The organism is Streptomyces novaecaesareae, assembly GCF_000716875.1.
Lineage (GTDB): Bacteria > Actinomycetota > Actinomycetes > Streptomycetales > Streptomycetaceae > Kitasatospora > Kitasatospora novaecaesareae.
Genome location: NZ_JNWQ01000017.1, coordinates 54,436 through 80,191 on the forward strand (window position 1 = coordinate 54,436; position 25,756 = coordinate 80,191).

Sequence of the window (25,756 nt, forward strand, 5' to 3'; positions counted from 1 at the left end):
TGCCGCCCATGCGCGTGATCCACGAGATGAAGTTCGTCGCCCGCCTGTCCTCGGGCGCCGACGAATGGTCCTGCCCCGCCTGCGGCCGCCGCGTCACCCTGCGGCGGCTGCCCGATCCCGAAGTGACCGTCCTCGATCCGGGCGACGAGTCCGCCGTCCATGTCGGCGTCATCGAACCCGACGCCCAGGGCGCCGCGGCCGCCGAGAAGTACGGCCTCGGCCCCGTCCAGAACATCCCCCGCCCGCCGACCCCGCCCACTCCCGACGCCGACGACCGCCGCTGGCTCGCCGAGATCGGCATCGACTGGGACGGCGGCGCGGCGGCCTGAGGGGCTCAGCGCTTCGGCGCGTAGAGCGGCAGGTCGGCGGTGCTCAGCTCGGCCGGCAGCGGCGCGGGCAGCGGGACGGGCTCGCCGTACTTGCCGTGCAGCACGCCCTGGTACTCGCCGTCGCGGGGGTGGGTGCGGAGCGTCCAGACGCCCTTGCGGGGGTCGACTGCGAGGAGAACCGGCACGCCCGCGACGGCGTACCAACTGGTCTTGGTCGCGATGTGGCTGACCCGCTCGGAGGTGGAGATGACCTCCACGGCCAGCTCGACATCGTGAGGGTCTGCCAGCCATTCGTCGTCGTCCTCCCAGTCGCGCGGCAGAACGACGAGGTCAGGTGTCGCGTAGTCCTCGGCGTTGTCGGGCATGGTGATCGACGAGACCTCGTAGGCGCCGAGACCGGCCGGGAGCTCGGCGTCGAGTCGGCGGGACAGGCGCTTGACGGTCCCCGCGTGCTTGCCGCGAGGAGTTGGGGACATCACCAGGGTTCCTCCGATGATCTGGACGCGAAGTCCCGTGCTCTGCTCGATCTCTTCCGCCACGTCCCGGAGCCTGCCGGGCCGTACGCCGATGGCCGTCATCGTGTCCTCCGCTCCCTGGTGCTGGGCCGAGTGGCTGGTGTTCGCCGGGTTCAGGCTAGCGCCCGAAGCCGGTCGGCGGCATGGCTGATCGGATGGGATCGATCGGTATCGGGGTCTGGTCGAAACCCCCTTGTTTAGTTATATTCAGTCGAACAGACATTGAATGAATCCATCCGCAGGAAGGCCGGGACTATGGTGCAGCAGCAGGCGAGCGGGCCGCGCGAGGTGCGCGCCGCGCGTGGCACGGGGCTCACGACGCAGGGCTGGCAGCAGGAGGCCGCCCTGCGGATGCTGATGAACAACCTCGACCCCGAGGTGGCCGAGCACCCGTCGAAGCTCGTGGTGTACGGCGGCACCGGCAAGGCCGCGCGGGACTGGCGCTCCTTCGACGCCATGGTGAAGACGCTGCAGGGCCTGAAGCAGGACGAGACCATGCTGGTCCAGTCCGGCCGCCCGGTCGGCGTCATGCAGACCCACGAGTGGGCGCCGCGCGTCCTGATCGCCAACTCCAACCTGGTCGGCGACTGGGCCAACTGGGAGGAGTTCCGCCGCCTGGAGAGCCTCGGGCTCACCATGTACGGCCAGATGACCGCCGGCTCCTGGATCTACATCGGCACCCAGGGCATCCTGCAGGGCACGTACGAGACCTTCGCGGCCGTCGCCAACAAGCGCTTCAACGGCACCCTCGAAGGCACCATCACCCTCACCGCCGGCCTCGGCGGGATGGGCGGCGCCCAGCCGCTGGCCGTCACCATGAACGGCGGCGTGGCGATCTGCATCGACTGCGACCCGTCCCGGATCGCCCGCCGGATCGAGCACCGCTACCTGGACGTCGAGGCCAAGGACCTCTCGCACGCGCTGGAGCTGGCCACCGCCGCCCGCGACAAGAAGCAGCCGCTCTCCATCGGCCTGCTGGGCAACGCCGCCGAGCTCTTCCCGCAGCTGCTCGCGATGGACGCGCCGATCGACATCGTCACCGACCAGACCAGCGCCCACGACCCGCTCAGCTACCTGCCCGTCGGCGTCGACTTCGACGACATGGCGGACTACGCGGCCGCCAAGCCCGCCGAGTTCACCCAGCGCTCCCGCGAGTCGATGGCCCGGCACGTCGAGGCGATGGTCGGCTTCCAGGACCGCGGCGCCGAGGTCTTCGACTACGGCAACTCGATCCGCGGCGAGGCCCAACTCGCCGGCTACGACCGCGCCTTCGCCTTCCCCGGCTTCGTCCCCGCCTACATCCGCCCGCTGTTCTGCGAGGGCAAGGGCCCGTTCCGCTGGGCCGCGCTGTCCGGCGACCCGCAGGACATCGCCAAGACCGACAAGGCCGTCCTCGACCTGTTCCCGGAGAACGAGTCGCTGCACCGCTGGATCAAGATGGCCCAGGAGAAGGTGCACTTCCAGGGCCTCCCGGCGCGCATCTGCTGGCTCGGCTACGGCGAGCGCGACAAGGCCGGCGAGCGCTTCAACGACATGGTCGCCTCCGGCGAGCTGTCCGCACCGATCGTCATCGGCCGCGACCACCTGGACTGCGGCTCCGTCGCCTCCCCGTACCGGGAGACCGAGGCGATGCTCGACGGCTCGGACGCGATCGCCGACTGGCCGCTGCTCAACGCCATGGTCAACGTGGCCTCCGGCGCCTCCTGGGTCTCCATCCACCACGGCGGCGGCGTCGGCATCGGCCGCTCGATCCACGCCGGCCAGGTCACCGTCGCCGACGGCACCGCACTGGCCGGGGAGAAGATCCGCCGGGTGCTCACCAACGACCCGGGCATGGGTGTCATCCGGCACGTGGACGCCGGCTACGACCGGGCCACCGAGGTCGCCGCCGAGCGCGGGGTCCGCGTCCCCATGGGTGAGCTGTGAGCTCCAGTTTCGAGGAGATGTGGGCGGAGCTGCTCCCCGTGGGCCGCTCCGCCTCCTCCGGCGGCTACCGCCGCTTCGCCTGGAACTCCGCCGACGCCGAGTGCCGCGCCTGGTTCGAGCAGCAGGCCCGCAGCCGCGGCCTGGCGTACGAGCTGGACCGCAACGGCAATCAGTGGGCCTGGCTGGGCGACCCGCAGGCCGGCGGGGCCGTCGTCACCGGCTCGCACCTGGACTCCGTCCCGGACGGCGGCGCCTTCGACGGCCCGCTCGGCGTGGTCTCCTCCTTCGCCGCGCTGGACGAACTCCGCGCCCGGGGAACCGAGTTCACCCGGCCGCTGGCGATCGTCAACTTCGGTGACGAGGAGGGCGCCCGCTTCGGCGTGGCCTGCATCGGCTCCCGGTTGACGGCCGGGGTGCTCTCCCGCGAGGCCGCGTACGAGCTGCGCGACGCCGGCGGCGTCCGGCTGCCCGACGCGATGGAGAAGGCGGGCTACGACCCGAGCGCGATCGGCGCGGACGACGACCGGCTGGCCCGGATCGGCGCCTTCGTCGAGCTGCACGTCGAGCAGGGCCGCTACCTCGCCGAGGGGCAGCCGGTCGGGGTGGCCGGCGCGATCTGGCCGCACGGCCGCTGGCGGTTCGACTTCCACGGCGAGGCCAACCACGCCGGCACCACCCGGATCGAGGACCGCCGCGACCCGATGCTGACGTACGCCAACACCGTGCTCGCCGCCCGCAAGAAGGCACGGCAGGCGGGCGCGCTGGCGACCTTCGGCAAGGTCGCCGTCGAGCCCAACGGCACCAACGCGATCGCCTCGCTGGTGCGCGGCTGGCTGGACTCCCGGGCCGCCGACGAGCGCACGCTCACCGCGCTGGTCGCCGAGATCGAGCAGGCCGCCGCCGAGCGCGGCGAGCGCGACGGCGTCCGGGTCGAGCTGACCCGCGAGTCCTACACCCCGGTGGTGGACTTCGACGGGCCGCTGCGCGACCGGCTCGCCAAGCTGCTGGACGCCCCGGTGCTGCCCACCGGCGCGGGACACGACGCCGGGATCCTGGCGTCCGCGATCCCGACCGCCATGCTGTTCGTGCGCAACCCCAGCGGCGTCTCGCACTCCCCGGCCGAACACGCCGAGGAGGCCGACTGCCTGGCCGGGGTCGCCGCCCTCGCCGACGTACTGGAGGACCTGGCGTGTCAGTGACCCTTCCGGTGAGTTACTGGGCGGAACACGCCTGGCTGCCGCACCACAACGGGCCGGTGGTCGAGCCGGATGTGCTCATCACCACCGGCCCCGACGGCCGGATCGTCCGGGTGGAGCCGGACAGCGGGCCCTGCCCGCCCGGGGCCGTCCGCCTCGACGGGCTGCTGCTGCCCGGCCAGGCCAATGCTCACTCGCACGCCTTCCACCGGGCGCTGCGCGGGCACGTGCAGGTCGGCTCCGGCACCTTCTGGACGTGGCGCGACACCATGTACCGGTTCGCCGGCTCGCTCGACCCGGACAGCTACCTGGAGCTCGCCACCGCCGTCTACGCCGAGATGGCGCTGGCCGGGATCACCGCCGTCGGAGAGTTCCACTACCTGCACCACGCGCCCGGCGGCGTCCGCTACGCCGACCCGAACGCGATGGGCGAGGCGCTGATCGAGGCCGCCGCCCGGGCCGGCATCCGGATCACCCTGCTGGACACCTGCTACCTGTCCTCGGGCTTCGGCGCCGAGCCGACCAAGCCGCAGCAGCGGTTCGGCGACGGCGACGCGCAGGCCTGGGCCGAGCGGGTGGACGCGCTCAAGCCGCGCGAGCACGCCCGGATCGGTGCCGCCATCCACTCCGTCCGGGCCGTCCCGGCCGACCAGCTGGGCACCGTCGCGCACTGGTCGGCGATGCGCGGAGCGCCGCTGCACGTCCACCTGTCCGAGCAGACCGCCGAGAACGACGCCTGCCTCGCCGCGCACGGCGTCACCCCCACCCGGCTGCTCGCCGACCACGGCGCGCTCGGCCCGCGCACCTCGGCCGTGCACGCCACCCACCTCACGGACGAGGACGTCAGGCTCCTCACCGACTCCTCCACCACCGTCTGCATGTGCCCCACCACCGAGCGGGACCTCGCGGACGGCATCGGCCCGGCCCGCCGGCTCGCCTCGGCGGGCAGCCCGATCACCCTGGGCAGCGACAGCCACGCGGTGATCGACCCGTTCGAGGAGGCCCGGGCGCTGGAGCTGGACGAGCGGCTGCGCACCCGGACCCGCGGGCACTGGACGGCGAACGCGCTGCTGCGGGCGGGCACCGAGGACGGGCACGCCTCGCTCGGCTGGCCGGAGGCCGGGCGGATCGAGGCCGGGGCGCTCGCCGACTTCACGGCGATCGCGCTGGACTCCGTCCGCACGGCGGGCCCGCCGCCCCGGCTCGGCGCCGAGATCGCGGTCTTCGCGGCCTCGGCGGCGGACGTGCGGCACCTGGTGGTCGGCGGCCGGCACGTCGTCCGGGACGGCGTGCACCAGCTGGTCGCCGACGTGCCGGGGGCGCTGCGCTCCGCCATCGGCGCGCTGGACTACTGATTCCTCCTGTCCAACTCCCTTCGGAAGGCGTTGTCTTGAGCACCAGGACCACCTTGATCACGGGCATCGGCAGCCTGGTCACCAACGATCCCGGGCAGGGTGCCGGGCCGCTCGGCCTGCTGACCGACGCGGCCGTGGTGCTGGACGGCGCCACCGTCGCCTGGGTCGGCCCGGCGGCGCAGGCCCCGGCCGCGGACGAGCGCTTCGACGCCGAGGGCCGGGCCCTGCTGCCCGGCTTCGTCGACTCGCACGCCCACCTGGTGTTCGCGGGCGATCGCACCGCCGAGTTCAACGCCCGGATGTCCGGGCAGGCGTACTCGGCGGGCGGCATCCGTACGACGGTCGCGGCCACCCGGGCGGCGAGCGATGCCGAACTGGACGCCAACGTGGCCGGGTTCGTCCGGGAGGCGCTGCGCCAGGGCACCACCACCATCGAGTGCAAGTCCGGCTACGGGCTGACGGTCGAGGACGAGGCGCGGGCGCTGCGGATCGCGGCGAAGCACACCCCGGAGACGACGTACCTGGGCGCGCACGTGGTGGCGCCCGAGTACGCCGAGGACCCGGCCGGGTACGTCGACCTGGTGACCGGCGAGATGCTGGACGCCTGTGCGCCGCACGCCCGTTGGGTCGACGTGTTCTGCGAGAAGGGCGCGTTCGACGGCGACCAGGCGCGGGCGGTCCTGACCGCCGGCATCGAGCGCGGCCTCACCCCCCGGGTGCACGCCAACCAGCTCACGTACGGGCCGGGCGTGCAGCTGGCGGTGGAGCTGGGGGCTGCGTCGGCGGACCACTGCACCCACCTGACGGACGAGGACGTGGCGGCGCTGGCGGGATCGGCGACGGTCGCGACGCTGCTGCCTGGGGCGGAGTTCTCGACGCGGGCCGAGTACCCGAGCGGGCGGCGGCTGCTGGACGCAGGCGCAACGGTGGCGCTGTCCACCGACTGCAACCCCGGCTCCAGTTTCACCAGTTCCATGGCCTTCTGCATCGCGGTCGCGGTACGGGAGATGGGCATGACCCCCGACGAGGCTGTCTGGGCAGCGACAGCGGGCGGCGCCCACGCCCTGCGCCGCACCGACGTCGGCACCGTCACGGTCGGCGCCCGCGCCGACCTGCTCCTCTTGGAAGCCCCCTCCCACGTCCACCTGGCTTACCGCCCGGGCGTCCCCCTGACGGCCGCCGTCTGGCGCTCCGGCATCCGCGAGGTCTGAGCCCCTGATCGACTTCGCCCCGTCGAGCCGATGCTCGACGGGGCGAAGTTCAGGACTGGCGGTAGGCGCGGACGAGCAGGGTGTCGGCAGCACGCGCACCCGGTCCGGCGGGAGGGAGCCGGTCGATGCTGATCTTCGTGAACCCCGACTCGTCCAACAGCTTCGTCCAGACGGTCTCCTGGAGAACCCATCGGCGCATGGTGGTCGTGGCACCGTCCGGGGTGCGGGCCGGAATGTCGGCGTGCTGGACGTCCGGCTCAGCGGGGGCCCCACCGAGGTAGTGGCCCAAGGTGGAGGCGGCCAGCAGTCCGCCCGGTCGCAGGGCGTGGGCAGCGGCCAGGAGGAGTCGTCGGGGGTCGGCGAAGTCGAGGCTGCCGAACACTGAGTAAATCACGTCGTACTCGGCCGGGTGTGCGTTCAGGTGCGCGGTCGCGTCGGCGTGCACCGTACGCAGACATGGCGCGAGGTGACCGTAGAGGTCACGCGCCATCGTGTGCTGAGCGGGCGAGGCGTCGATGGCGTCGACCCGGGCCGGAGCGTGGCGGGCGACGAGGTACGCCGCATGACGGGCGGCACCTGCGCCGAGGTCGGCCACGACGAGGCCGGTGACGTCTCCCAGCACCTCGACGCCTGGCCCGCCAGCCTGGGCCCAGACCCAGTGGAAGGCGCCGGGGACGCCCCGGTCCGTGTCGGCGCGGGCACGGCCGTAGTGGTGCCAGAGGTCTGGCGCGCCGGATTGGGCGGTTGATGTGGTCGTCACCCAGGCCATCCTTGCGCCCGGTGTGGGTCGGCGCCGGGGTTTGAGAGAACTCCACTCTTGCGGGTTGCGGTGGCCCCGGGCGTGCCCGGGGCCACCGCAACTGCCCGGTCAGTGTGAGTCGCTGCCGGGGTGGCAGGGGCTGCACTTGGCGGCATCCGCCCACAGGGGCAGGTCCACGTCCCAGCCGTCCGCTGCGATCAGCTGGGCGGTGCGCAGGACGGTGCCGTCGTCCTTGTACTCGACGGCCGGCACGTGGTGGAGGAAGTGGCCGTCGTTGTGCTTCTTGCACAACTCGGCGTAGGCGACAGTGTCCAGGATGATCGTGTGGACGCCGATGTCCACCAGCGAGCTGGGGCCGAGGCCCAGGTGCTCGCCGCGGTGGGCCATGGCGGTCAGCAGGTAGGCGTAGCCCTGGCCGAGGACGCGGGCGGCCATGATGGTGTCGTAGGGGTAGTCGCGCATCAGGAGGCCGATCTGCTTGTTCCACAGGTCGGCGGGGATGTGGTCGCACACGTTCCGGAGCGGGCCGACGATCGGGTCGGCGGGCGCAACTGCGGTTGCCATGGTTCCTCCGACTGTTGGTGGGGGCACCTGGTGGGGCCGGGCGCTTCCCGGCTCCCCTGTGAAAGTTACGGACCAATTCAGTTACTGCTCAACGAAGTTGCGGAGAATTGCGGATTGCTCACCCCAGCGTGTCGATCGCGGTGGCGATCAGGGCACGGGCAGCACCGCCGTGAACGGCCAGGGCGGCGAAACGTGCGAACGCTTGTGAGTAGAGGGCGAGATCGCTGGGCGCCGTCACAGTCACCTGGGCCGACAGCAGCTCTACCCCGGCCTGGCGGTCGTCGAACAGATTGAACGTCTCCGTGGGCCACATGGTGCGGGCGGCCGTGAACGGGATGATGCCGAGCGAGATCGAAGGCATCGACATGACGTTGAGCAGATGGCTGAGTTGTCCAGCCATCACCGTCTCGTCGCCGATTCGGTAGCGCAAAACAGACTCCTCGATGACCGCGACGAAGCGGCGCCCCCCTTCGAAAACCACGTTGGATCGGGCGAGCCGGGCCTCGACGGCGTCCGCCACGTCATCCGGGGTCTGGCGGACGTCGGCCACCCTGCGTAGCAGGGCGCCGGCGTACTCCCGGGTCTGCAAGGCGCCGGGGATGACGCGGGAGGAGTAGGCGCGGAAGTGGCGGGTGCGTGAATAGAGGGGCACCCGGGCTTCTTGGGCGTGGCGCAGTCCGGTCCGGGTGATGCGTCTCCATTCGACGTACAGGGAGTCCGCTGCCCTGTTGGAGGCGATCAGATCGGGTGCCTGCCCGTCGGCGCCGCAGGCTCGGCACCACGCGCGAATGTCCGAGTCTGAGGGGGCGGCCTTGGCGTTCAGGATGCGGGAGGTTTTGGCGGGGTGCCATCCGCAGAAGGTGGACAGTTCCCTGCCCTTCAGTCCAGCGTTCCGCATCAGCTCGCCGAGGCGGGTGGCGAGGGCCGCGCGAGCTGTCTGGACACTGGAGGACGGGGAGATCGACATCGTCGCAGGGGCTCGAAACTGACGGTGGTCAGATGCTGAACTGCTCGTGGGGTACGGCCCGTTGCCAGACCGCCTCGAACGCGGTGGCGCACAGCAGGGCCACCGCAGGGTCGTCGCTGAAGGACGGCCCAGCACTTTCCCCGTCGCCGGTGAAGTGGTTGAACCGCACCAACTCACCATCGAACAGCCAGAAATCGCAGCCCGGCAGGGCGAGATCCGCTGCCTGCCGCCGCGGCAGCCAGCGGATCTGCTCACCTGCGGCGATGTTGGTGAACGTCCCGGAGTGCTCAAACCGGATGTACTCCGAGACCGGCTCGGACACGATCCGGGCACGCCGAACCTCGACACCCCGGCCTACGGTCTCCTCGATCAGCGTTAGCCACGGACGCCACCAGGACGCACGGTCGGCCGGGTCGTACCGGAAGCCGTCCTGCCAGGCCGAGAACGCCTCAGCCTCCTTCACCACGCTGTAGGAGTCGCGCATCTCCAGGTGAACCGCGCTGGAGCGCGCAGCAGCCAACTGCTCAGCGAACGTCGGCACCTTCGGCGGCATCGCATGCTCTCCTCAAGATCGGCACCATGCGGGACGGCAACCGGACCACATCCTCCGAATCGGGGATGCTCCCGGTCTCCCGGCATTTGGCGCGCAGCTTCTCGGTGGCCTTCCAACCCTGCACGACGATCTCGTCAGCTTTGTCGTCGTACCAGACGGTCGGGCACTCGTCGTCCCCGGTGTTGGGGTCGATCCCGATGAACCGTAGTGCCATGCCAGTCTCCCCTTGCAACTCGGTTGCGTGGATTTGCATGACGGTTCCCGGTTGAGCAGCTGTCGTCAAGAGCGCGTACTCCGCGTGCAGTTGCGACCCCTCGGCCACATCTGATTTGCCGGCGGCCTCTTGCTTCCCGCAAGAGGCCGCCGGAACGATTCGCTCAGCGCTTGGCCGTGAGGTGGTCGAACTCGCCAGCCTTGGCACCTCGTAGGAACGCGTCGAACTTAAGGCGATCTCATCGCCCTGCTCGCTCTCGCGATCGCCACCGTGGCCCTCGGCGTCCTCGCGACCTTCAGGATGCCCCGCCCCGAGGAACGCGACGAGCAGAACCGAAACACGCGAAGGCCCTCGCCCACCCAGGGCGAGGGCCTCGCGGGTTGACCAGCAGCGTCCGGCCCGCTACGCGGTCCGCCGCCCGGCCCGAGGAACCGGGCCGGACGGGCTTGTCGGCGTCAGTGCGACCAGTACGGGTCGTCGACTGTCGCGCAGTCGGCGGCGTAGTTCAGCGGTCCCCGGACGAACCCGCCGTTGCCGTTGTTGTCGGTGGTGTCGGTGACATCGGTCAGGGTGGCCCGGACCTCGGCACAACCGTTGACACCCACGGCGAACCAGAGGCCGAACCCCTGGCCCCTCACCTCCACCGAGCCCTTGTTGCGTTCGACCGCGTAGCCCTTGCCCGTCCAGAGCGCCTGGACGGCGTCGAGCGGCTCCCGATCGTGCGTAGGGGCGATCCGGACCCGGGCCGCCTGTCTGGCGATCATCTCCGTCCGGCCCGTCCTCCTGCAGCCGGACGTACCGCAGAACCCGGTCAGGTCGGGATCGCTCTCGTACTTCGGCTCGGCCCACTGGAGCCCCGGGTGGAAGACCCCCGCGACGTCGGCGAGTTCGGCCTCGATGCGGTGCTGTGCCCGGTCGACCGGCACGGTGGGCTGCTCGGGCTCCGGCCAGGCGTACCAGCCGACCAGGAGCGCCAGCAGCACCCCCGGCACGCCCACACGCCATACCGTCGCCTTCACCTCGGGTCCTCCCTGGTGATCGTGTTCCCGTGGCCGCTCACGATCTTCCCGATGTTGGGGAGCGAGTCGCCGCCCTTGCCGTGCTTCCCGAAGTAGTTGTCATGGGAGTCGGTGACGGTCCCGTCGGCCACCGAGAAGCGCTGCCCGCCGAAGGTCTCGCTCGCCGGGTCCGTGCCGTGCCACGACCCGTCGGGATTCGTGATCGCCTCGACCGCGGCCCAGCCGGGAATGAGCATCCCGGGGGACGGCGCGTCCGCGACGGGATCGTACTTGGCCGTGCCGACGTACACGTGGTCCGCGCCGATCCCGAGCTGCGTCGCCTTGTCCACGCCGACACCCGGGCTGCCGACCAGGACGATGTCGTCGACGGGCAGGCCACCGGGGTGCTGGGTCGCCTTCCCGACCACCAGGGAGCCGTAGCTGTGCCCCTGCGCGGTCATGTGGGCCGGCTCGCCCTCGTGGGTGGCCCGCAGACCGGTGAGGAACTTGTTGTACGCGGCCCCGCCCTCCTCCGCCCGGTCCTGCATGAGCACCGAGGGGCCGTCCAGTTGCGGCGCGTCGTATCCCAGCCAGAACACCGACGCGACGCTCGGCGTCTCCTTGTGGTCGATCGCGCTCGACACCGCAGCGTCGTAGATGCGCTTCGCCGTCATGGCGTCGCCCCCACCGACGCCGGACACGGTGCTGTTCAGCCCGGGCACCAGCGAGGAGACGTTCTTCGCCTTGTCCGGGTCGCCCCAGGAGATGATCGCGCGGCCCTGCCCCTGATCACCGATTCCCAGCAGCAGCAGCGGCGGGTTGGAGCCCGGCCCGCCAAGACCATTGTCCACTTTGCCGTCGAGCCGGTCCTGAATGGACTGGAAGCCGTCGAGCTTCTCCTTCAGGGCGTCGCGCTTGGCCTTCCACTCCGTGTAGGCGGGGTTCGGGCGGATGAACCTGCCGGTACCCACGGTGGCGGCCGGCGCGGGGCCGAGGTCGGCGAGCTGGCGCTTGCGGTCCTGGATCAGGTTCTTCAGGTTGGTCCGGTTGGCGTCGTTCCGGGCGGCGGCGGGGATGCCGTCGAGGTTGCCGATCTGGTCCGGGTGGTTGAGGATCATGCGGTGCTGCTGCTCGTCGGTCAGGCTGTTCCACCAGGCCTTGACGCTGTTCGGGTCGGTGCCGGCGGCGGGGGCCTGCTGGAGCGCGTTCGCGGCGTCCGTGTCGGCCTTCGCGGTGGCGGAGTCCAGACCGGTGCCGCTGCTCGCATTGGTGGCCAGGTGGGCGAGCCGGGCGTTGATGGTCTGGTCCGCGTGGTCGGCCTCGTTGAGGGCGGCCGTGATCCGGTCCTGGATCTGCTTGGCCTGCTCGTCGGCGTCCTTGCCGGCGAAGTTCGCGGAGTTGGGGTCCTTGTCCCAGGTGATCCCGCCGTCGGGGGCCACCGTCATCTTGTGGGTCTTGGCGTCGTCGAGGGCGCTGATCAGGTGCGCCTGGGCGGCGGCGAAGCCGTCGTAGGCGTCCTGGAGGGCCCGGCTGACGAGTCCGATCTCCTGCTGGGCGGCCTGGAGTTCGTTGTGCAGGTTCTGGATCCGGGTGTTGGCGTGGCCGGCGGCCGTCCCGGTCCACTCGGAGTGGCTCAGCCGGTCGACGACCTCGTGCTGCCAGTTCTCGACGTGCTGGCCGAAGGCGGTGGCGAGGGTGTCGAAGGCGTTCTTCGCGCTGGTGATGCCGATGACGTCCGCGTCGTGCAGGGTCTTGATGTCCATGGGTTACTCGGCCGCCTTCGCGCTGCGGGGCTTGACCGGGCCGGGGACGAAGGTGGTGTCGAAGGGGTCCGGCTCCGACCCGTTCGAGGCGGGTGCGTTCGGGTTCCGCATGCTGTTGTGGGCGTTCTGCTCGGCCTGCCGGTAGTAGGCGGCGGAGGTGCCGAGCTTGGTGCCGACGTCGCCCATGTCGCCGCCGAGCTTGTCCAGCAGGGTCTTCCAGTTGGTGCCGCAGTTCTGGATGGCACCGGCGGTGAGCCAGCCCTTGAGGCCTCCGGCGGCCTGGTTGCACGGGTCGGTGAGCTTCGCTGTCTCGCCCGGTATGAGGCCGCCTATGTGTTGTGCGCTCTGTCCGCAGCCGTCCAGTTCGGCCGGCTTGACCTTGAACTCCAAGCCCGCGTCAGGATCTGCCATGCTTCGTTTCCCCCGTCAGATCCGGACCGAGTGGTTGATGGGTCGGTCCGAGATGATCAAAAACTGACAACGAATGTTAACGTGTTGTTAGCTTGACTCCGTCGGGGATATTGGTTCTCGGCTGTACGTGATCACGGTGGTGCGTCAGTCTCGCGGGCATACGAGACCTGTGTGACTGGCGAGGAGTGAGAGATGCCGGCGCGTCCCCGTTCGGGCGTCGAGGTACCGGCGCTGACCGCGCGGATAGCGCGTGCCGGCAACCCTGTCGGCGTGACGGCGATGTGGGTGCGGGATCGACTGGACGGCCCGTGGATCGACGAGGACTTCGCCGACCGGTACCCGCGTGACGGGCGTCCCAGGGCCGCCCCGGCTTCGACCGGTTCGGCCTCACGGTCGGACCCGGGAGCCACGCCGTGCGGCTGGACGGCCCGGAGAACCCGGTGCCACTCCGAGGCTGAGTCGTTCCGTCGCTTCGCCCCGTCGAGCTCATTCGGCTCGACGGGGCGAAGGCCTGCTCATTCCACGCCCGACGACCTTTGCAGGAAGTCCAGTTCGTGCCGCAGCAGCTGCTCTGTCGCCGCCTCGTCGGTCGGCCGGTGCCCGGCGCCGCGCAGCGGCAGGACCTCGTGCGAGCGGCCGGCGGCGAGCAGGGCACTGGAGAGCCGTCTGAGCAGAGGGGCGACGTGCTGTCCGCTCAGGGGCTGGTGGTGAGGTGGTCGAACTCGCCGACCTTGGCGCCCTGGAGGAAGTCGGCGAACCTGAGGCGGGTGGTGCGGACTATGACGTCGCCGTCGTCGGACTCCCGGAGTTCAACGACCCCGTCGGCAGCCCGGACCTCGACGCATGCGTTGCTGGAGCCGGAGTAGCTGGACTTCTGCCATGCAGGGCTACTCATGATTGCCCTCTATCTCCTTCTTGATGGATCGGATGAAGTCTCGTGAGTCATCTTCGGAGAGGGCTACAGATGCCATTCGATCGAGGATCTCGCGGTAACTTGCAAGGTCGGAGGGTGTATCGAAGAGTGGGCACCCGAAGCTGATGTCGATCTGCACTGTGTCCAACTCGGGCACCGGGCCGGCGATATAGACGAAGTTCTCGCTGGGGCCGGGCAGCGATTCGATCTTAAACGGCACGACCCGAACTGAGATGCCAGGGCTCTCGGAATGGTCGATGAGGGCACCGAGTTGCTCGGCAAGCGCCTCCGGCCCGCTGAACTGCATCCGCAGTGCGGCTTCATGGATGAACGCCGTGTATGGCGTAGCACCGTTGCGGATGATCTGCTGCCTCCGCAGGCGAAAGGCCAGGCGGAGATCGACATCATGCTGCGGCAGCGGCGGGATCGCACGGGCGAACACCGAAGCGGCGTAGGCCGGAGTCTGAAGCAGCCCGGGCAGGAAGGTGATCGAGTAGGTGGCGATCCGCTTGGCGTGCGCCTCGATCGCTGCAACATCGAGCAGGTCGGTGGTCAGCCTCGGGCTGTACTCCTCCCACCAACCGGTTTCTCGCTCCCTGGCCATGTCCGCGAGCGCGTCGACCAGGGGCGCGTTGACGCACATGCAGGCCTCCGCGATCTCGTGCAGGCGCGCCACGCTGACGGCAGACTTCCCGATCTCCATCTGACTCACCAGGGCGGGAGTCACCCCGAGCAGACGGGCGAGCTGGCTGCCGCCGAAACCGGCTTGCTCTCTCATCCTTCGCAGTTCGGCACCGAGCCGTCGCTGACGAAGGGTGGGGATCCGAAGGGCCATGACGTCCTCTCTGCTGGTGCAGAGGCCAGTGTGCCGCGCCGGTCGCCTGCGGAGCCATCCGGGCTCGGGCGGAGCGCGTCCCCCGGGCGGAGGAACCTTCTCCCGTTCGAATTTAATTAAAGAGCAGATGCGCTATCGTCGTTCCCAGCTCGATCCGACGCACCGTCAGTAATGCCTGCATCAAGGGCAGTAGGCGCCTGCTGCCCGCGCACCGAAGAGCAGCCGCACCCCGGCCTGGCTCACGGCGACGACCGTCGTCACCCCTCTCCCACACCACAGCCTCGTGGAGGTTCCCGTGTGCATCCGTAACACCCCCTCGCTCACCCTCTCCCGGCAGGCCCTGCGGGACGTCCTCGCCCGCAACGGCTGGGACCCCGAGACCATCTTCAACGCCGAACTCGCCCTGATGGAGCTCATCGTCAACGCCTGGCGCCACGGCGACACCGCCGCGCCGGTCGTCTGGTTCTCCCTCCTCGGCTGCACCCTCCGGGTCACCGTCTCCGACGAGAACGACGCCCTGCCCCAGCAGCGAACCCCGGCCGACTTCGCCGAGACCGGCCGGGGCCTCCAGCTCGTGGAGAGCCTCACCCACCGCTGGGGCATCGACCCGCAGAAGCGTGGCAAAAGTGTCTGGTACGAGCTGGACTCCCTCGCGTGACCCGCGACCCCTTCGTGCCGGAGGACCCCCGGATGCGCGGCTACAGCAAGCCCCAAATCATGGCTCTCCTAGGCGAGTTGCACCGGCGCGGCCTGCCGCACGGGCTCCTCTGGGGGTCCGCCTCGCCGGGGGAGACCACCATCGACGGACGCCTCCTGATCGACTTCGGGAACTCGCCGGTCAGCACTCTGCTCAACCTCCTCCGCCTGCTCCGCGACCTGGACGATGACGAGGAGTGGCACCGGTGACGTTCTTCGTCGGTGCGATCCTCATCGCCCTGCTCGCCATCGCCATCGCCATCGCCACCGTCGCCCTCGGCGCCGTCGCGACCCTCAAGATGCCTCGCCGCGAGGAGCGCGACGAACGGCAGTGAACGTGCGAAGGCTCTTGCCCACCTGGGGATGCTGTTGGCGAATGTGGGTTGTTTCGCCCCGCTGGACTCATCCTGCGGGGCGAAGCGCTGCCAGGTGTGAGGTCCGGTTTCGGGCTCGGGGTGTTTCGGCGAGCCGGACGTCGATGTGGGTCAGGTAGATCACCGCGCCGATGTCCGAACGCATGTCCCCCGTTCGGCGAGTGTGGTCAACTATGCCCACTGTCGCCTCACCGGGATGTGATTGCTGATGAGCGCTCAGGCCGATGGGCTCGAGCCGTGGAAGGTCTACGGCGACCGCTTGGTCTATGACAACCCATGGGTGCAGCTGGCCCTTGTGGACGTTGAACCTCCCGGCGTGGCGCGCTTCGAGCATCACGTGGTGCGCTTGAAGCGTGTGGCCATAGCAGCGGTGCTGGATGCCGACGACCGCGTGTTGATGCTCTGGCGGTACCGCTTCGTGCCGCAGTCCTGGGGCTGGGAGCTTCCCGGGGGCATCGTCGATCCCGGAGAGGACGGCCTAGGGGCTGCTCTGCGCGAGGTCGAGGAGGAGACCGGCTGGCGACCGGATCACCTCGACCACGTGGTTACCTTCCAACCGATGGTCGGCATGGTGGACTCACCGCACGAGGTGTTCGTCGGTCATGGAGCGACCCTAGTGGGCGAGCCGGAGGAGGGTGAGGAGGCCGGCCACGTCGCGTGGGTGCCGATGTCCGAGATCCCAGTGCTCATGGCGGAGGGGAAGCTCACGGGTTCGGGAACCCTGGTGGCGCTCCTGCACATCCTGGCTTCCGGTAGGCGGTGACACCTGGAGAGACCGCCACGGTCAGCGCGATGCTCCGAACGTCCCGGCCAGTTGGTTGATTCGGGCGCGTTGACGGGCTGACCCCGTCCGATTGGCCAGCAGTCGTGCCTGTCGTAAGTGGTTCACGGCCTCGTCCTGTTCCTCTCGGGCGAGGTGGGCCTGGGCGAGATCGCAGTGCAGGCCGGCGGTCGCCCTGGTGAAGGTCGTGTCCATGTTGGCGAGGGCGTTGTACAGGTCGCTCATCGCGGCGTCGTCGCCCAGTCGGGCGAGGACGTTGCCTCGCCACCGAGTCAGGTGGCTGTCGTTGAGGAAGATGCTCAGCATGTCGGGGTCGCGGTCCGAACTTCCGGCGGGGAGAGTGGCCGCTGCCAGGTCCAGGGAATGCCGGCAGGCTTCTATCTGGCCGGCCTGAGCCAGGAGTTCGGCTTCGGCGGCGTGCAGCCATGCGGCCAGCCGAGGGGAGGCCTTGGTGCCAACGGAGCGGTGAGCCTCCTGGACCAGTTGTACGGCGAGATCGCTCTTTCCGGCAGCCGACAGCACGTATGCCTGCTCGGCCATGGCGTGCGCCAGGTACATCGGTGCCTTCGCTTCGGCAGCGGCCCGCTTGCCCAGTTCGTAGTGGCGCCAGGCTCGTTCAGCAGCACCGACGTCGAGCGCCTGCCACGCCGCCAGCGTGGCTGCCCCGGCAAGTGCCCGGGCGATGGGTTCCCTGGTGGTGGGCAATACGGCGAAGGTCAGCGATTCTTCGAGGGCTGACAGGTGCGCCTGCATCTGGTCGACCAGCGCAGCAGCCCCCATCTGGCGGTCCACCGTGCGCAGGAGCTCGGTCTGGGCAATGAAGGTGTCCACCATGCCAAGGCTGAGGCTGTGGGCTGCCTCGATGCGGCTGACCAGTTCGTCATAGCCGGCAACGGTCAGTGGTTGGTCACCTGCGGCGCCGCTGCCGAGAAGTTCTCGGTCGGTGAGCCCGAGCAGGGCGCGAAGCACCGAGGCGTACAGGGGACCGATCGGGCGGCGGCCGTTCTCCCATTCTGATACGTAGACGCGCAGGCTCGCCGTCGAGGCGATGTCGAGGAGGCGCTGTCGGGCGTGCCGCTCCATCTCGTGGACAAGCCGTTCCTGCGACCAGCCCCGCTCCTTTCGAGCCTGCCGCAACTGAGCTGACATCCCTCGGCCCCATCCAGTGATCGTGCCAACTGATGCGTCTTGGCTGTGTCGTCGCAGGTCAGCGAGGGTTAACTCACAGACGTTAGGGACGGTTGGCTACCTGTCTGGCGTTCAGTCAACTTCCATTGCTATCAGGCTAATCATTGAGCTGTCGGTCGATTCGAGGTTCCGATCGATCGGAGCTTCATCTCTCCGGCGGGACCGGCGGCGCCGCCCGGTCATCCTGTGGCCGGCGCCGTCGATATCTGCAGAGACAGTGCACGAGGCGCAGGGAGGGTTCACCTCAGACCTCCGCCCGGAGTCGGGCGGAGCCGAGAAGGAAGGGGCACCACGTGGACGACACCACGAAGAAGCCGCCGATGAAGTCGAGCGGGCTGTTGGTCGCGGTCGAGGAGCTGACCGCTGTCCAGGATAGGTACGACAGCCTCCGCTCCGACAACGCCGGGTCGTCCGGCGACGCGCCGTGGCCCGGTGGCGACGGCAACCTGACCGACGTCGCGTAGGACCCGGTCATCTCCAGGGGCGGGAACTCGTGCACCGCGCGAGTTCCCGCCCCGATCCAGCACATTCCCACGGAGGTAGCAGTGGAACACCGACTGGTCACCGCCATCGAGACGGCCCTGGGCTGGCACAGCTCCGAGCCGATCGGCACCGGCTTCGTGCTTGGGCGGATCGAGGACGACACGCTCCTGTCGCGCATCCTCACCCCGAACAAACTCCTCGACGTCGCCATGCGACGCAGCCTCAACCGGCCGCAGTTCCGGGCCTTCCGGAAGGGCGAGGAAGTTCACCCGGCTGTGTACTTCACCGACACCGTCAGCCCGCGCGGTCAGTCCATCCCGATGGCCAACATGCACCGCCTCGGTGACCTGCTCCGGCAGGGCGCGACGCTCATCATGGACCAGGTCAACGTCTTCGACCCCACGATGGAGGTCACCTGTCGCGCCTTGCAGTGGTGGGCGCACGAGCGCGTGCAAGTGAACGCGTACCTCACCACCAACGATGCCGCCGGGTTCCCTCTGCACTGGGACGACCACGACGTGATCATCGTCCAGCTCTCGGGGGAGAAGGACTGGGAGGTCCGAGCCACCTCGCGCACCGCTCCCATGTACCGGGACGCTGACCCCAACAGCACGCCCAGTGACACCGTGATCTTCAAAGGCACACTCCAGACCGGCGACGTCATGCACATCCCGCGCGGCCACTGGCACCAGGCCACCCGCATCGGAAGCGGCACCGGTCACAGCCTCCACGTCACCTTCGGCATCACCAAGCGCACCGGCGCTTCCTGGATGGCCTGGCTGGGCGACTGGTGCCGTGAGACGGAGATCTTCCGCCACGACCTCGATCGGAGGGGTGCCGACAGCTCCGACCTGGTGGAAGCTGCCACCCGCCTCGTTGGCCAACGCGGTCCGGAGGACTTCCTCACCACTCACGGGCAGCAGACCACCCCCGGGCGCCACGTGCCCTTCCTCGGCATCTTCGGCCCACTCCGCGCCGTAGTGTGCACCACTTCCCGCCCCTGATCGAGGAGAACGGGGACACCGTGGACGTCACGGCAGCCGGGAAGAAGCTCACCGTCGCCACCAAGGCCCTCCCCGCCCTGCGACTGCTGCTCAGCGGCCGGCCGGTCCGGCTCGAACAGGCGGCGGCGATCGTCGGGGACGAGATCCACGAGGTTGCCGAGATCCTGATCAAGGAGGAGCTGTGCGCACCGCTGACCGACGAACTGTCCTCGGGCTACACCGGTCTCGTCACCGACGCGACCTCCTGAGCGGTGCCTTGGACCTCGGCGTCACCGCGATCGACACCGCCTCGAACTACCTCGGCCATCACTCCCACCGCACCCTCGCGACGGTCGCCGGCGACCTGCTCTCGAAGTTCTCGATCTCCACCAAAGTCGGCTACTTCGAGGACGGACACAGCCTCCTCCCGGGGCGGCTCCGGCGCGCTGTCGAGAAGACGGTGAAGGATCTCGGCCGCGAACCGGACACGATCCTCCTGCACAACCCCGAGCACTCCGCCCCGGACGCCGAGACTCTGACGCACGCGTGCGCCGCCCTGGCCGACGCGGCAGCGGCGGGGCTGTGCGGGCACTGGGGGATCTCCACGTGGGACCCGCGCCCGCTGATCGGCCTCGACGTACCCCGACCGGACACCCTGATGGTCCGCTCCGGCCTCCTGGTCGGCAGCAGCGTGCTCGATGCCGCCGAGGCACTGGTGACCGGGTGGCAGCCAGCCGTGGTGTGGGGCATGAGCCCGTTCGGCGGCAGCACGACCGCACCCGTATGGGCGCGGATTGACCCGAGAGTGTTCCTGCGGGTACCAGCTGCCACGGCGGTGCAGGCAGCGTTCCGGGTCGCCTTCGCGCTTCCCGGCGTGGAGGCGGTGGCGGTGGGCACCGACGAAGCCGAGCACCTACGCGAGTTGCTCGGTGGTCTGGCGTACGAGATCGACACCGAGGTGCTCCGGTCGTACCGGCAGCTCCTACGTCAGTCCGCCTGAAGCTCCTTCGCCATCTGCTCCGCCACCGCGCGGGCGCCCTCAAGGCGCGGGTCCTCCGGATGCGCGTGCGGCCCGAGGATCTTCGCCGCGACGAACAAGGTCATCAGCTTGCCGTCCCGGCTTGCGAAGTCGCCGCTCCGCTCGACGCGGACGCGATCGGCCAGCGCCGGCACGGCAAGCGACGCCGCCCACAGCGTGGCAGCGTCCAGACCGCGCGGGGCCATACCCCAGTCCTCCCAGTCGAAGAGGCAGAACTCGGGCGCCGTCACGTTCGCCCAGTTCAGATCCGCATGCGCCGGACACCACTCGCTCACCGTGGCATCGATGCCCGGGAACACCTGGCGGATCGTCCGAGTCACCAGCTCCTGGGTGATCGTCTCCGTGTCCGGCGTGGCGATCCGATTCGTCCGCTGACTGGCGAGCGCATCGAGAGAGGCGTTCAGCTCCGACCACCATCGGGGCGGCAGCCTGGGTTCCTCGGCCACAACTGCGGATCCTGCTGGGGTGGACGGCAGTAGTTCAGTCTCATCGGCCCGCCACATCACCGGCTCGGCCTCGTCTCGCCAGGCGACGCCAGCGAGCCACGCGGGCTTCGCGATCCCGCGCAAGGCCTCAGCGGAGGGAGTGCCGTCCCCACCCTGGACGCCGATCCGGTCGAGCCCTCGCCGCTCGATGCGTACCCACGTGCCACGCTCCGTGCCAGCTCCCACGGATCGTCGTTTGCGGACCACTGCCTTCCTGTCGAGCCTCGTCCCCAAGGCTGTCTCGACACGTCCCAGCACCTCGTCTACCGGTACCCGGCGCAGATCCGTCATGGGACAACGGTAGCGATGTTCAACGGAGTTGGGAGTCGCTCGGGCGTTCGGTAGCGCGGGTCTCGATCACTCCACGCCCAACGATCGCTTCAGGAACTCCAGTTCGTGCAGCAGCAGGTTCTCCACTGTCGCCTCGTCCGACGGCCGATGCCCGGCGCTACGAGCTGCCTGTCGCCGCTTAGGGCTCAAACAGGATGCCGGCCTCCCTGGCGAGGCTCAGGGCCAGCTCCATGGATCCTGGGCCTCGCACAGTGGCGCCCTTGAGGTGCGAGGCGCCTCCGACGTCGACGAGCGTGCAGTTGTCGAAGCTGACACCGGACTGAATAACGACGTTGGCGAACTGTGCTCCGGTGAGATCGCACTTCTCAAACCGGATGTCGCGGAGTTCGGCGAACTGGAAGTCGGCCTGGGAGAGATTGCACTCCCTGAAGACCACCGTCTTGAACTTCGCGTAGCGGAACAGCGTGCTGTCTGTCCGGGTTCCCTCGACAAACACATCGCGGAAGCTGCCGTTGCTCCAGGACGACCCGGTCAGCCGGCAGCCGGTCACCGTGCTGCGGAGGATGGATACGTCCTGTGTCCGCACCGTGGCGAAGTCGCAGGTGTCGAAGGTGATGTGAGCAAGCACCGACCGGACCAGGTGCATCCCGGTGAATCGGACGTTCTCAAAGGCGCATTGCTCGACTTCGACCGCTTCGCCTGCGCGGCCAACGAGGCTCAGTCCGCTGTATCGCCTGCCTTTGATCGTGGCGTCGTCCTCGAAGTCATGGTCGGGCAGTTCCGCAGGCCGCAATGCCACCTGAAACCGCGGAGCCAAGGGATTCTTCGGGCGAGGCATCGCCTGATTCATGAAGGGCACCTCGCAGTAGCCGCTGGAGTGGAGGAAGCGAACGCTAACACTCAACTGTCTTACCAAGAAAGGCAGTTGAAACTACATGGACATTGAAGTCCTGTAGCTATTCGGCTGTCGAGGGGCGCTCGCGTTTCCAGGGGGACCAGTACGCAGAGCTTGCGGTGCACCGTGCCCGCTTCGGCAGCCCTGACCACAGACAAGACCGGCCCGGTTGCCTGGCGCAGGAAGTCGGCAGGGCCGACTTCCTGCGCGTTCGGGCGCCTTCTACACGACAGCGACCATGCTGCGGCGTTCGGTGGCGCGGGCGCCGATCACTTCACGCCCAACGATCGCCGCAGGAAGTCCAGTTCGTGCCACAGCAGCTGCTCCACCGTCGCCTCGTCGGTCGGCCGGTGGCCGGTCGCCCGCAGTGGCAGAACCTCGTGCGGGCGGCCGGCGGCGAGTAGGGCACTGGAGAGCCGCATCGCATGGACGGGGAACACGTTGTCGTCGGCGAGGCCCTGGATCAGCAGCAGGGGGCGGCTCAGTTTCGGTGCCTCGGTGATCAGGTCGCAGGAGTCGTAGTGCTCGGGGTGCTCGTCGGGGTGGCCGAGGAAGCGCTCCTGCCAGTGGGTGTCGTAGAGCCGGTGGTCGGTGGGTGCGGCCCCGGCCGACGCCGTGTGGAAGACGTCCGGGCGGCGCAGCACCGCCAGGGCGGCGAGGAAGCCGCCGTAGGACCAGCCCCGGATGGCAACCCGGTCGAGGTCGAGCAGCCCTGGCCGCAGCCGGGCCGTCGCGTGCAGGGCCTCGATCTGGTCTTCCAGGGCTGGTCCTGCTTTGTCGCCCCAGATGGTCTTCTCCCACAGCGGCCCGCGCCCCGGCGTGCCCCGGCCGTCCACCACCAGCACCGCGAAGCCCTGGTCGGCGAACCACTGGGACACCTTCTCGTGCCAGGCGCCGCCGGTGGTGACCTTCTGCATCGCTGGCCCCGCGTACGGGTCGAGCAGTACGGGCAGCGGGCCGTCGCCGGGCCGGTGGCCGGTGGGCAGGTAGAGCGCGGCGCGTAGCTCGCGCGGGCCGAGTCGGAGCAGCTCGGGGCGGGTGGTGACGAGGGGCGGCTCGGCGTACGAGGTGAGCGGGTGGGCCGGACCACCAGCCCGCAGAACGGTTGTGAGGGCGCCCGTGGTGAGCACCAGAGTGCCGCCTCGTTCGGAGCCGCTGTGTACGCCGGGTCCGCTGCTCAGCTTCCGTATGCCGACGTCCGGTTCGTACGTCCACAGGTGAGTCTCGGTGGGCTCCTCGGAGCCCGTGAACAGCACCCGCTCACCGTCCGTCCCAACGACGCCCCGCAGTTGCAGCCCGCCCGGGGTGACCGGCTTGCCGTCGACGGTCAGGTGCCTGGTGTCCCCGTCGTCGGCAGTGTCGACCAGCGCCCCGCCCGCCGTCCGGACCGGCAGCCCGGGGAGCAGTTCGACCCAGTGCGGGTCGGAACGTTCGGCGAGCACCCGGGTGGCGCCGTTCGCCCCGATCGCCAACGTACGGACGGTGCGCTGGTCGCGGCTCTGCACGGCGGCGTACGGGCCGTGGTCGTCCCAGCCAACTGCGGTTACGTACTCGAAGGCGGCGCGGTCCCAGTGGACCTCCGTGCGAGTGCGGTTGCCGTCGAGGCCGAGCAGCCAGAGCGTGACCTCGGCGTTGGCGGTGCCGGCCAGCGGGTAGTGGATGGCCTGCGGGGGCTGCTGCGGGTCGGTGGGGTCGGCGAGGAACCAGCGGGTGACCGGGCGGTTGTCGACCCGGGCGACGAGCAGGGCGCGGCCGTCGGGGGACCACCAATGCCCGCGGTCGCGGTACATCTCCGCGGCGGCGACGTACTCGGCCAGGCCGTACGAGACGTCCTCGGCCTCGGGTTCGGCGAGCACGCGGTCGTCCGTACCGTCCGCGCCGACCACCCGCAGGGTGCCGCCGCTGACGTAGGCGATCCGGCGGCCGGTCGGGTCGAGCCTCGGGTCCACCACCGGGCCGCCGGAGGCCACCGCACGCACCGAACCCGTACGGGTGTCGGCCAGCCACAGCGCGCCGTCCAGCGCGAAGGCGGCCCACGAGCCCGAGGCATCCGTGCAGTACGAGGCGATGCCGGTGCTGGAGCAGGCGCCCAGCGCCGTCGGATCGGCGACCAGCCGCTCCGCACCGGTCGCGGTGTCCAGCGCCCAGAGGCAGCTGAGCGGGTCGGTGCCACCCCGGCTGCGCAGGAAGAGCACGGTGGCGCCGTCGGCGGAGGGCTCCGGCTGGACGGGCACACCCAGGGTGAACCGACGGGTGCGGGCCAGCTGGCGGGGCAGCGAGTCGGTGGTCATGCCGGGGACCATAGGCAGAAAACGGCCGGGGCCGCCGTGGATCTCAGGAATCCACGGCGGCCCCGGGGCCTCATCGGGCTGACGTCAGTGCACGCCGCCCATGAGCGACTGGACGCGCTTGCGGTAGCTGAAGACCGCGAAGCCCGCGAGGGCTGCGAGCGCGGCCTGGGCCGCGATGATGCCGGTGCCGTCCAGGTTGACGCCGGCCAGCGAGAGCAGGCTGGTGGCGCAGTCACCGGCGGTGACGGCGAGGAACCAGACGCCCATCATCTGGGAGGCGTACTTCTGCGGCGCCATCTTCGTGGTGACCGAGAGGCCGACCGGGGAGAGGCACAGCTCGCCGATGGTCTGGATCATGTAGATCGAGACCAGCCACATCGGGGAGACCTTGCCGTCGCCCGCCATGTTCATCGGGACGATGAAGACGAAGAACGAGGCGCCGATCAGGATCAGGCCCATCGCGAACTTCGTGATGGTGTTGGGCTCCTTGTTGCGGCGGGACAGCCACAGCCACAGCCAGGCGAAGACCGGCGCGAGCGCCATCACGAACAGCGGGTTCAGCGACTGGTACCAGGTGGACGAGAAGCCGAAGCCGAGCACGGAGTCGGCGGTGTTCTTGTCCGCGAACAGGGACAGGGTGGACCCGCCCTGGTCGTAGATCATCCAGAACGCGGCGGCCGCGATGAAGAACCAGATGTAGGCGGTCATCTTGGACTGCTCGCCGGCGTCCAGGTCCTTGTCACGCTTGATGCGGACCAGCACGGCGACCGGGATGAGCAGACCGGCGATGGTCAGCGGGACGAGCGCCCAGTTCAGCGTGTAGACGCCGAGCGCGACGACGGCGGCGTAGAAGACGACGGCCGCGAGGACGACGGCGCCGACCTTCACCAGCAGGCTCTTGCGCTCCGCGGGCAGCAGCGGGTTGGGGACCTTGCTGCTCTTGGGGCTCAGGTGGCGGGTGCCCATGAGGAACTGGGTCAGGCCGAGGCCCATGCCGACGGCGGCCAGCGCGAAGCCCAGGTGCCAGTTGTACTCCTTGCCGACCGTTCCGATGACGAACGGGGCGGCGAAGGCACCGAGGTTGATGCTCATGTAGAAGACGGTGAAACCACCGTCGCGGCGCGGGTCCTCGGGGCCGTTGTAGAGGTGGCCGACCATCGTGGAGATGTTGGCCTTCAGCAGCCCGGAGCCGACCGCGACCAGGAGCAGGCCGACGAAGAACGCCGCCTGGCCCGGGACGGCCAGCGCGAGGTGGCCCGCCATGATCACGAAACCGGCGACGGTGACGGTCTTGCGGGCGCCCCAGACCCGGTCGCCGAACCAGCCGCCCGGGTAGGCCATGAGGTAGACCATGGACACGTAGACGGAGTAGATGGCCGTGGCCATCGTCGCCTTCATCGCGAGCCCGCCGCCCTGGCTGCCGGCTGCCGCGTCGGCACCGCCGGAGACCAGGTAGTAGATGAGCAGGGCGCGCATGCCGTAGTAGGAGAAGCGCTCCCACATCTCGGTCATGAACAGCGTGGCGAGCCCTCGGGGGTGGCCGAGGAAGGTCTTGCCGCTGGGAGAAGCCGACGCGAGGTCGGCGGCCCGGGTCGTAGACGCCATGTGTAGTGGTTCCTTGCCTGAAGCGTCCGCCTAGGGGGGTGGCGGCGGACGTGGACGAAACCACTCTACGTGGCGGTATTTGGCTTTATCGGATGACAAAAGCCGTGAATCAGGTACGGGAATGGCAAAGCTCGC

The 25,756-nt window shown here is 69.6% G+C and carries 26 protein-coding genes and 2 pseudogenes; 12 read left to right on the forward strand and 16 right to left on the reverse strand.

Translation table 11 applies throughout. The features are described from left to right. Positions 1–8 precede the first annotated feature (8 nt). Positions 9–329 (forward strand): hypothetical protein, encoded by a 321-nt coding sequence (locus tag OP86_RS08730; RefSeq protein WP_033331393.1) that lies wholly within the window; start codon positions 9–11, stop codon positions 327–329. Between the two features lie 5 nt (positions 330–334). Here OP86_RS08730 and OP86_RS08735 read toward each other — a convergent pair whose 3' ends face one another. Beyond that, entirely contained in the window at positions 335–868 is a 534-nt protein-coding gene (locus OP86_RS08735) for a Uma2 family endonuclease (protein WP_234434940.1), read from the reverse strand. Between the two features lie 231 nt (positions 869–1,099). On the opposite strand from OP86_RS08735, the gene hutU reads away from it, so the two are divergent. From hutU to hutI, 4 genes are read left to right on the forward strand one after another with little or no spacing between them, the layout of a single operon-like run. Then, positions 1,100–2,770, forward strand: coding sequence for a urocanate hydratase (gene hutU / locus OP86_RS08740; protein ID WP_030058801.1), 1,671 nt, complete (start codon positions 1,100–1,102; stop codon positions 2,768–2,770). Positions 2,771–2,787: 17 nt separating this feature from the next. Beyond that, the gene (locus OP86_RS08745; RefSeq protein WP_030058799.1) at positions 2,788–3,969 is read left to right on the forward strand and encodes an allantoate amidohydrolase; all 1,182 of its coding nucleotides are present in this window, start codon (positions 2,788–2,790) and stop codon (positions 3,967–3,969) included. After that, positions 3,960–5,321 carry a formimidoylglutamate deiminase gene (locus OP86_RS08750; protein ID WP_030058797.1) on the forward strand — a complete coding sequence of 454 codons (1,362 nt, stop codon included), beginning with the start codon at positions 3,960–3,962 and terminating at the stop codon, positions 5,319–5,321. Before OP86_RS08745 ends, OP86_RS08750 begins: the two co-directional genes overlap by 10 nt. Positions 5,322–5,356: 35 nt before the next feature. After that, a complete protein-coding gene (hutI, locus tag OP86_RS08755; RefSeq protein ID WP_030257515.1) occupies positions 5,357–6,532 on the forward strand; it encodes an imidazolonepropionase in 1,176 nt (391 codons plus the stop codon). A 49-nt stretch (positions 6,533–6,581) separates the two neighbouring features. Here hutI and OP86_RS08760 read toward each other — a convergent pair whose 3' ends face one another. From OP86_RS08760 to OP86_RS08805, 10 genes are all read right to left on the reverse strand, one after another. Beyond that, a complete protein-coding gene (locus OP86_RS08760) occupies positions 6,582–7,301 on the reverse strand; it encodes a class I SAM-dependent methyltransferase (RefSeq protein ID WP_051829871.1) in 720 nt (239 codons plus the stop codon). Between the two features lie 99 nt (positions 7,302–7,400). Further along, a complete protein-coding gene (locus OP86_RS08765; protein WP_030058790.1) occupies positions 7,401–7,856 on the reverse strand; it encodes a glycine-rich domain-containing protein in 456 nt (151 codons plus the stop codon). A 118-nt stretch (positions 7,857–7,974) separates the two neighbouring features. Next, positions 7,975–8,823 (reverse strand): helix-turn-helix domain-containing protein, encoded by an 849-nt coding sequence (locus OP86_RS08770; protein ID WP_030058788.1) that lies wholly within the window; start codon positions 8,821–8,823, stop codon positions 7,975–7,977. 28 nt (positions 8,824–8,851) lie between these two features. Next, the gene (locus tag OP86_RS08775; RefSeq protein ID WP_030058785.1) at positions 8,852–9,376 is read right to left on the reverse strand and encodes a DUF6879 family protein; all 525 of its coding nucleotides are present in this window, start codon (positions 9,374–9,376) and stop codon (positions 8,852–8,854) included. Beyond that, positions 9,348–9,590 (reverse strand): hypothetical protein, encoded by a 243-nt coding sequence (locus OP86_RS08780; RefSeq protein WP_030058783.1) that lies wholly within the window; start codon positions 9,588–9,590, stop codon positions 9,348–9,350. Before OP86_RS08780 ends, OP86_RS08775 begins: the two co-directional genes overlap by 29 nt. A gap of 455 nt (positions 9,591–10,045) precedes the next feature. Continuing rightward, positions 10,046–10,609, reverse strand: a complete 564-nt coding sequence (locus tag OP86_RS08785) for a hypothetical protein (RefSeq protein ID WP_157849701.1) — start codon at positions 10,607–10,609, stop codon at positions 10,046–10,048. Next, a complete protein-coding gene (locus OP86_RS08790) occupies positions 10,606–12,351 on the reverse strand; it encodes an alpha/beta hydrolase (RefSeq protein ID WP_030257518.1) in 1,746 nt (581 codons plus the stop codon). The genes OP86_RS08785 and OP86_RS08790 overlap by 4 nt, the downstream gene beginning before the upstream one ends. A 3-nt stretch (positions 12,352–12,354) precedes the next feature. Next, on the reverse strand, positions 12,355–12,762 hold the full coding sequence (locus OP86_RS08795) for a hypothetical protein (RefSeq protein ID WP_157849702.1): 408 nt from the start codon (positions 12,760–12,762) through the stop codon (positions 12,355–12,357). A 694-nt stretch (positions 12,763–13,456) separates the two neighbouring features. Further along, positions 13,457–13,657, reverse strand: coding sequence for a DUF397 domain-containing protein (locus tag OP86_RS08800; protein WP_030058588.1), 201 nt, complete (start codon positions 13,655–13,657; stop codon positions 13,457–13,459). After that, entirely contained in the window at positions 13,650–14,510 is an 861-nt protein-coding gene (locus OP86_RS08805; RefSeq protein ID WP_030058587.1) for a helix-turn-helix domain-containing protein, read from the reverse strand. Before OP86_RS08805 ends, OP86_RS08800 begins: the two co-directional genes overlap by 8 nt. Before the next feature lie 295 nt (positions 14,511–14,805). On the opposite strand from OP86_RS08805, the gene OP86_RS08810 reads away from it, so the two are divergent. The 4 genes and pseudogenes from OP86_RS08810 to OP86_RS08820 form a co-directional block, all read left to right on the forward strand. Continuing rightward, entirely contained in the window at positions 14,806–15,168 is a 363-nt protein-coding gene (locus OP86_RS08810; RefSeq protein WP_030257523.1) for an ATP-binding protein, read from the forward strand. Further along, on the forward strand, positions 15,165–15,416 hold the full coding sequence (locus tag OP86_RS08815) for a hypothetical protein (RefSeq protein WP_030058585.1): 252 nt from the start codon (positions 15,165–15,167) through the stop codon (positions 15,414–15,416). Before OP86_RS08810 ends, OP86_RS08815 begins: the two co-directional genes overlap by 4 nt. Then, complete coding sequence (locus tag OP86_RS38695) at positions 15,413–15,541, forward strand: hypothetical protein (RefSeq protein WP_267883113.1); 129 nt, start codon at positions 15,413–15,415, stop codon at positions 15,539–15,541. Before OP86_RS08815 ends, OP86_RS38695 begins: the two co-directional genes overlap by 4 nt. A 265-nt stretch (positions 15,542–15,806) precedes the next feature. After that, a pseudogene (locus OP86_RS08820) lies at positions 15,807–16,343 on the forward strand (NUDIX hydrolase); the annotation flags it as partial. Between the two features lie 21 nt (positions 16,344–16,364). On the opposite strand, the gene OP86_RS08825 reads toward OP86_RS08820, so the two are convergent. Continuing rightward, on the reverse strand, positions 16,365–17,510 hold the full coding sequence (locus OP86_RS08825) for a helix-turn-helix domain-containing protein (protein ID WP_030257526.1): 1,146 nt from the start codon (positions 17,508–17,510) through the stop codon (positions 16,365–16,367). Between the two features lie 332 nt (positions 17,511–17,842). Here OP86_RS08825 and OP86_RS36500 point away from each other — a divergent pair, with 332 nt between their 5' ends. The 3 genes and pseudogenes from OP86_RS36500 to OP86_RS08835 all read left to right on the forward strand — a co-directional run bounded on the left by OP86_RS36500 (position 17,843) and on the right by OP86_RS08835 (position 20,015). Continuing rightward, positions 17,843–18,013 carry a hypothetical protein gene (locus OP86_RS36500; protein ID WP_157849703.1) on the forward strand — a complete coding sequence of 57 codons (171 nt, stop codon included), beginning with the start codon at positions 17,843–17,845 and terminating at the stop codon, positions 18,011–18,013. Between the two features lie 81 nt (positions 18,014–18,094). Then, a pseudogene (locus tag OP86_RS32845) lies at positions 18,095–19,284 on the forward strand (JmjC domain-containing protein). Then, on the forward strand, positions 19,218–20,015 hold the full coding sequence (locus OP86_RS08835) for an aldo/keto reductase (RefSeq protein WP_030058581.1): 798 nt from the start codon (positions 19,218–19,220) through the stop codon (positions 20,013–20,015). Before OP86_RS32845 ends, OP86_RS08835 begins: the two are co-directional and overlap by 67 nt. Here the strand turns inward: OP86_RS08835 and OP86_RS08840 are convergent. The 4 genes from OP86_RS08840 to OP86_RS08855 form a co-directional block, all read right to left on the reverse strand. Beyond that, the gene (locus tag OP86_RS08840) at positions 20,003–20,830 is read right to left on the reverse strand and encodes a hypothetical protein (protein ID WP_030257529.1); all 828 of its coding nucleotides are present in this window, start codon (positions 20,828–20,830) and stop codon (positions 20,003–20,005) included. The genes OP86_RS08835 and OP86_RS08840 overlap by 13 nt on opposite strands. A 178-nt stretch (positions 20,831–21,008) precedes the next feature. After that, on the reverse strand, positions 21,009–21,680 hold the full coding sequence (locus tag OP86_RS08845) for a pentapeptide repeat-containing protein (protein WP_030058579.1): 672 nt from the start codon (positions 21,678–21,680) through the stop codon (positions 21,009–21,011). A gap of 314 nt (positions 21,681–21,994) precedes the next feature. Then, positions 21,995–24,016, reverse strand: coding sequence for a prolyl oligopeptidase family serine peptidase (locus OP86_RS08850; protein ID WP_030058578.1), 2,022 nt, complete (start codon positions 24,014–24,016; stop codon positions 21,995–21,997). An 84-nt stretch (positions 24,017–24,100) separates the two neighbouring features. Further along, positions 24,101–25,621, reverse strand: coding sequence for a peptide MFS transporter (locus OP86_RS08855; protein ID WP_030257534.1), 1,521 nt, complete (start codon positions 25,619–25,621; stop codon positions 24,101–24,103). Positions 25,622–25,756: the final 135 nt, after the last annotated feature.

What these genes read in the sequence shown, in the direction of transcription:
- OP86_RS08765 (WP_030058790.1), bottom strand. Translation starts at nt 7,856, where the DNA reads ATGGCAACCGCAGTTGCGCCCGCCGACCCGATCGTCGGCCCGCTCCGG.
- OP86_RS08745 (WP_030058799.1), top strand. Translation starts at nt 2,788, where the DNA reads ATGTGGGCGGAGCTGCTCCCCGTGGGCCGCTCCGCCTCCTCCGGCGGC.
- OP86_RS08800 (WP_030058588.1), bottom strand. Translation starts at nt 13,657, where the DNA reads ATGAGTAGCCCTGCATGGCAGAAGTCCAGCTACTCCGGCTCCAGCAAC.
- OP86_RS08805 (WP_030058587.1), bottom strand. Translation starts at nt 14,510, where the DNA reads ATGGCCCTTCGGATCCCCACCCTTCGTCAGCGACGGCTCGGTGCCGAA.
- OP86_RS08825 (WP_030257526.1), bottom strand. Translation starts at nt 17,510, where the DNA reads ATGTCAGCTCAGTTGCGGCAGGCTCGAAAGGAGCGGGGCTGGTCGCAG.
- OP86_RS08730 (WP_033331393.1), top strand. Translation starts at nt 9, where the DNA reads ATGCGCGTGATCCACGAGATGAAGTTCGTCGCCCGCCTGTCCTCGGGC.
- OP86_RS08845 (WP_030058579.1), bottom strand. Translation starts at nt 21,680, where the DNA reads ATGAATCAGGCGATGCCTCGCCCGAAGAATCCCTTGGCTCCGCGGTTT.
- OP86_RS08770 (WP_030058788.1), bottom strand. Translation starts at nt 8,823, where the DNA reads ATGTCGATCTCCCCGTCCTCCAGTGTCCAGACAGCTCGCGCGGCCCTC.
- OP86_RS08850 (WP_030058578.1), bottom strand. Translation starts at nt 24,016, where the DNA reads ATGACCACCGACTCGCTGCCCCGCCAGCTGGCCCGCACCCGTCGGTTC.
- OP86_RS08840 (WP_030257529.1), bottom strand. Translation starts at nt 20,830, where the DNA reads ATGACGGATCTGCGCCGGGTACCGGTAGACGAGGTGCTGGGACGTGTC.
- OP86_RS08790 (WP_030257518.1), bottom strand. Translation starts at nt 12,351, where the DNA reads ATGGACATCAAGACCCTGCACGACGCGGACGTCATCGGCATCACCAGC.
- OP86_RS08760 (WP_051829871.1), bottom strand. Translation starts at nt 7,301, where the DNA reads ATGGCCTGGGTGACGACCACATCAACCGCCCAATCCGGCGCGCCAGAC.
- OP86_RS08775 (WP_030058785.1), bottom strand. Translation starts at nt 9,376, where the DNA reads ATGCCGCCGAAGGTGCCGACGTTCGCTGAGCAGTTGGCTGCTGCGCGC.
- OP86_RS08780 (WP_030058783.1), bottom strand. Translation starts at nt 9,590, where the DNA reads ATGGCACTACGGTTCATCGGGATCGACCCCAACACCGGGGACGACGAG.
- OP86_RS08855 (WP_030257534.1), bottom strand. Translation starts at nt 25,621, where the DNA reads ATGGCGTCTACGACCCGGGCCGCCGACCTCGCGTCGGCTTCTCCCAGC.
- hutU (WP_030058801.1), top strand. Translation starts at nt 1,100, where the DNA reads ATGGTGCAGCAGCAGGCGAGCGGGCCGCGCGAGGTGCGCGCCGCGCGT.
- OP86_RS08795 (WP_157849702.1), bottom strand. Translation starts at nt 12,762, where the DNA reads ATGGCAGATCCTGACGCGGGCTTGGAGTTCAAGGTCAAGCCGGCCGAA.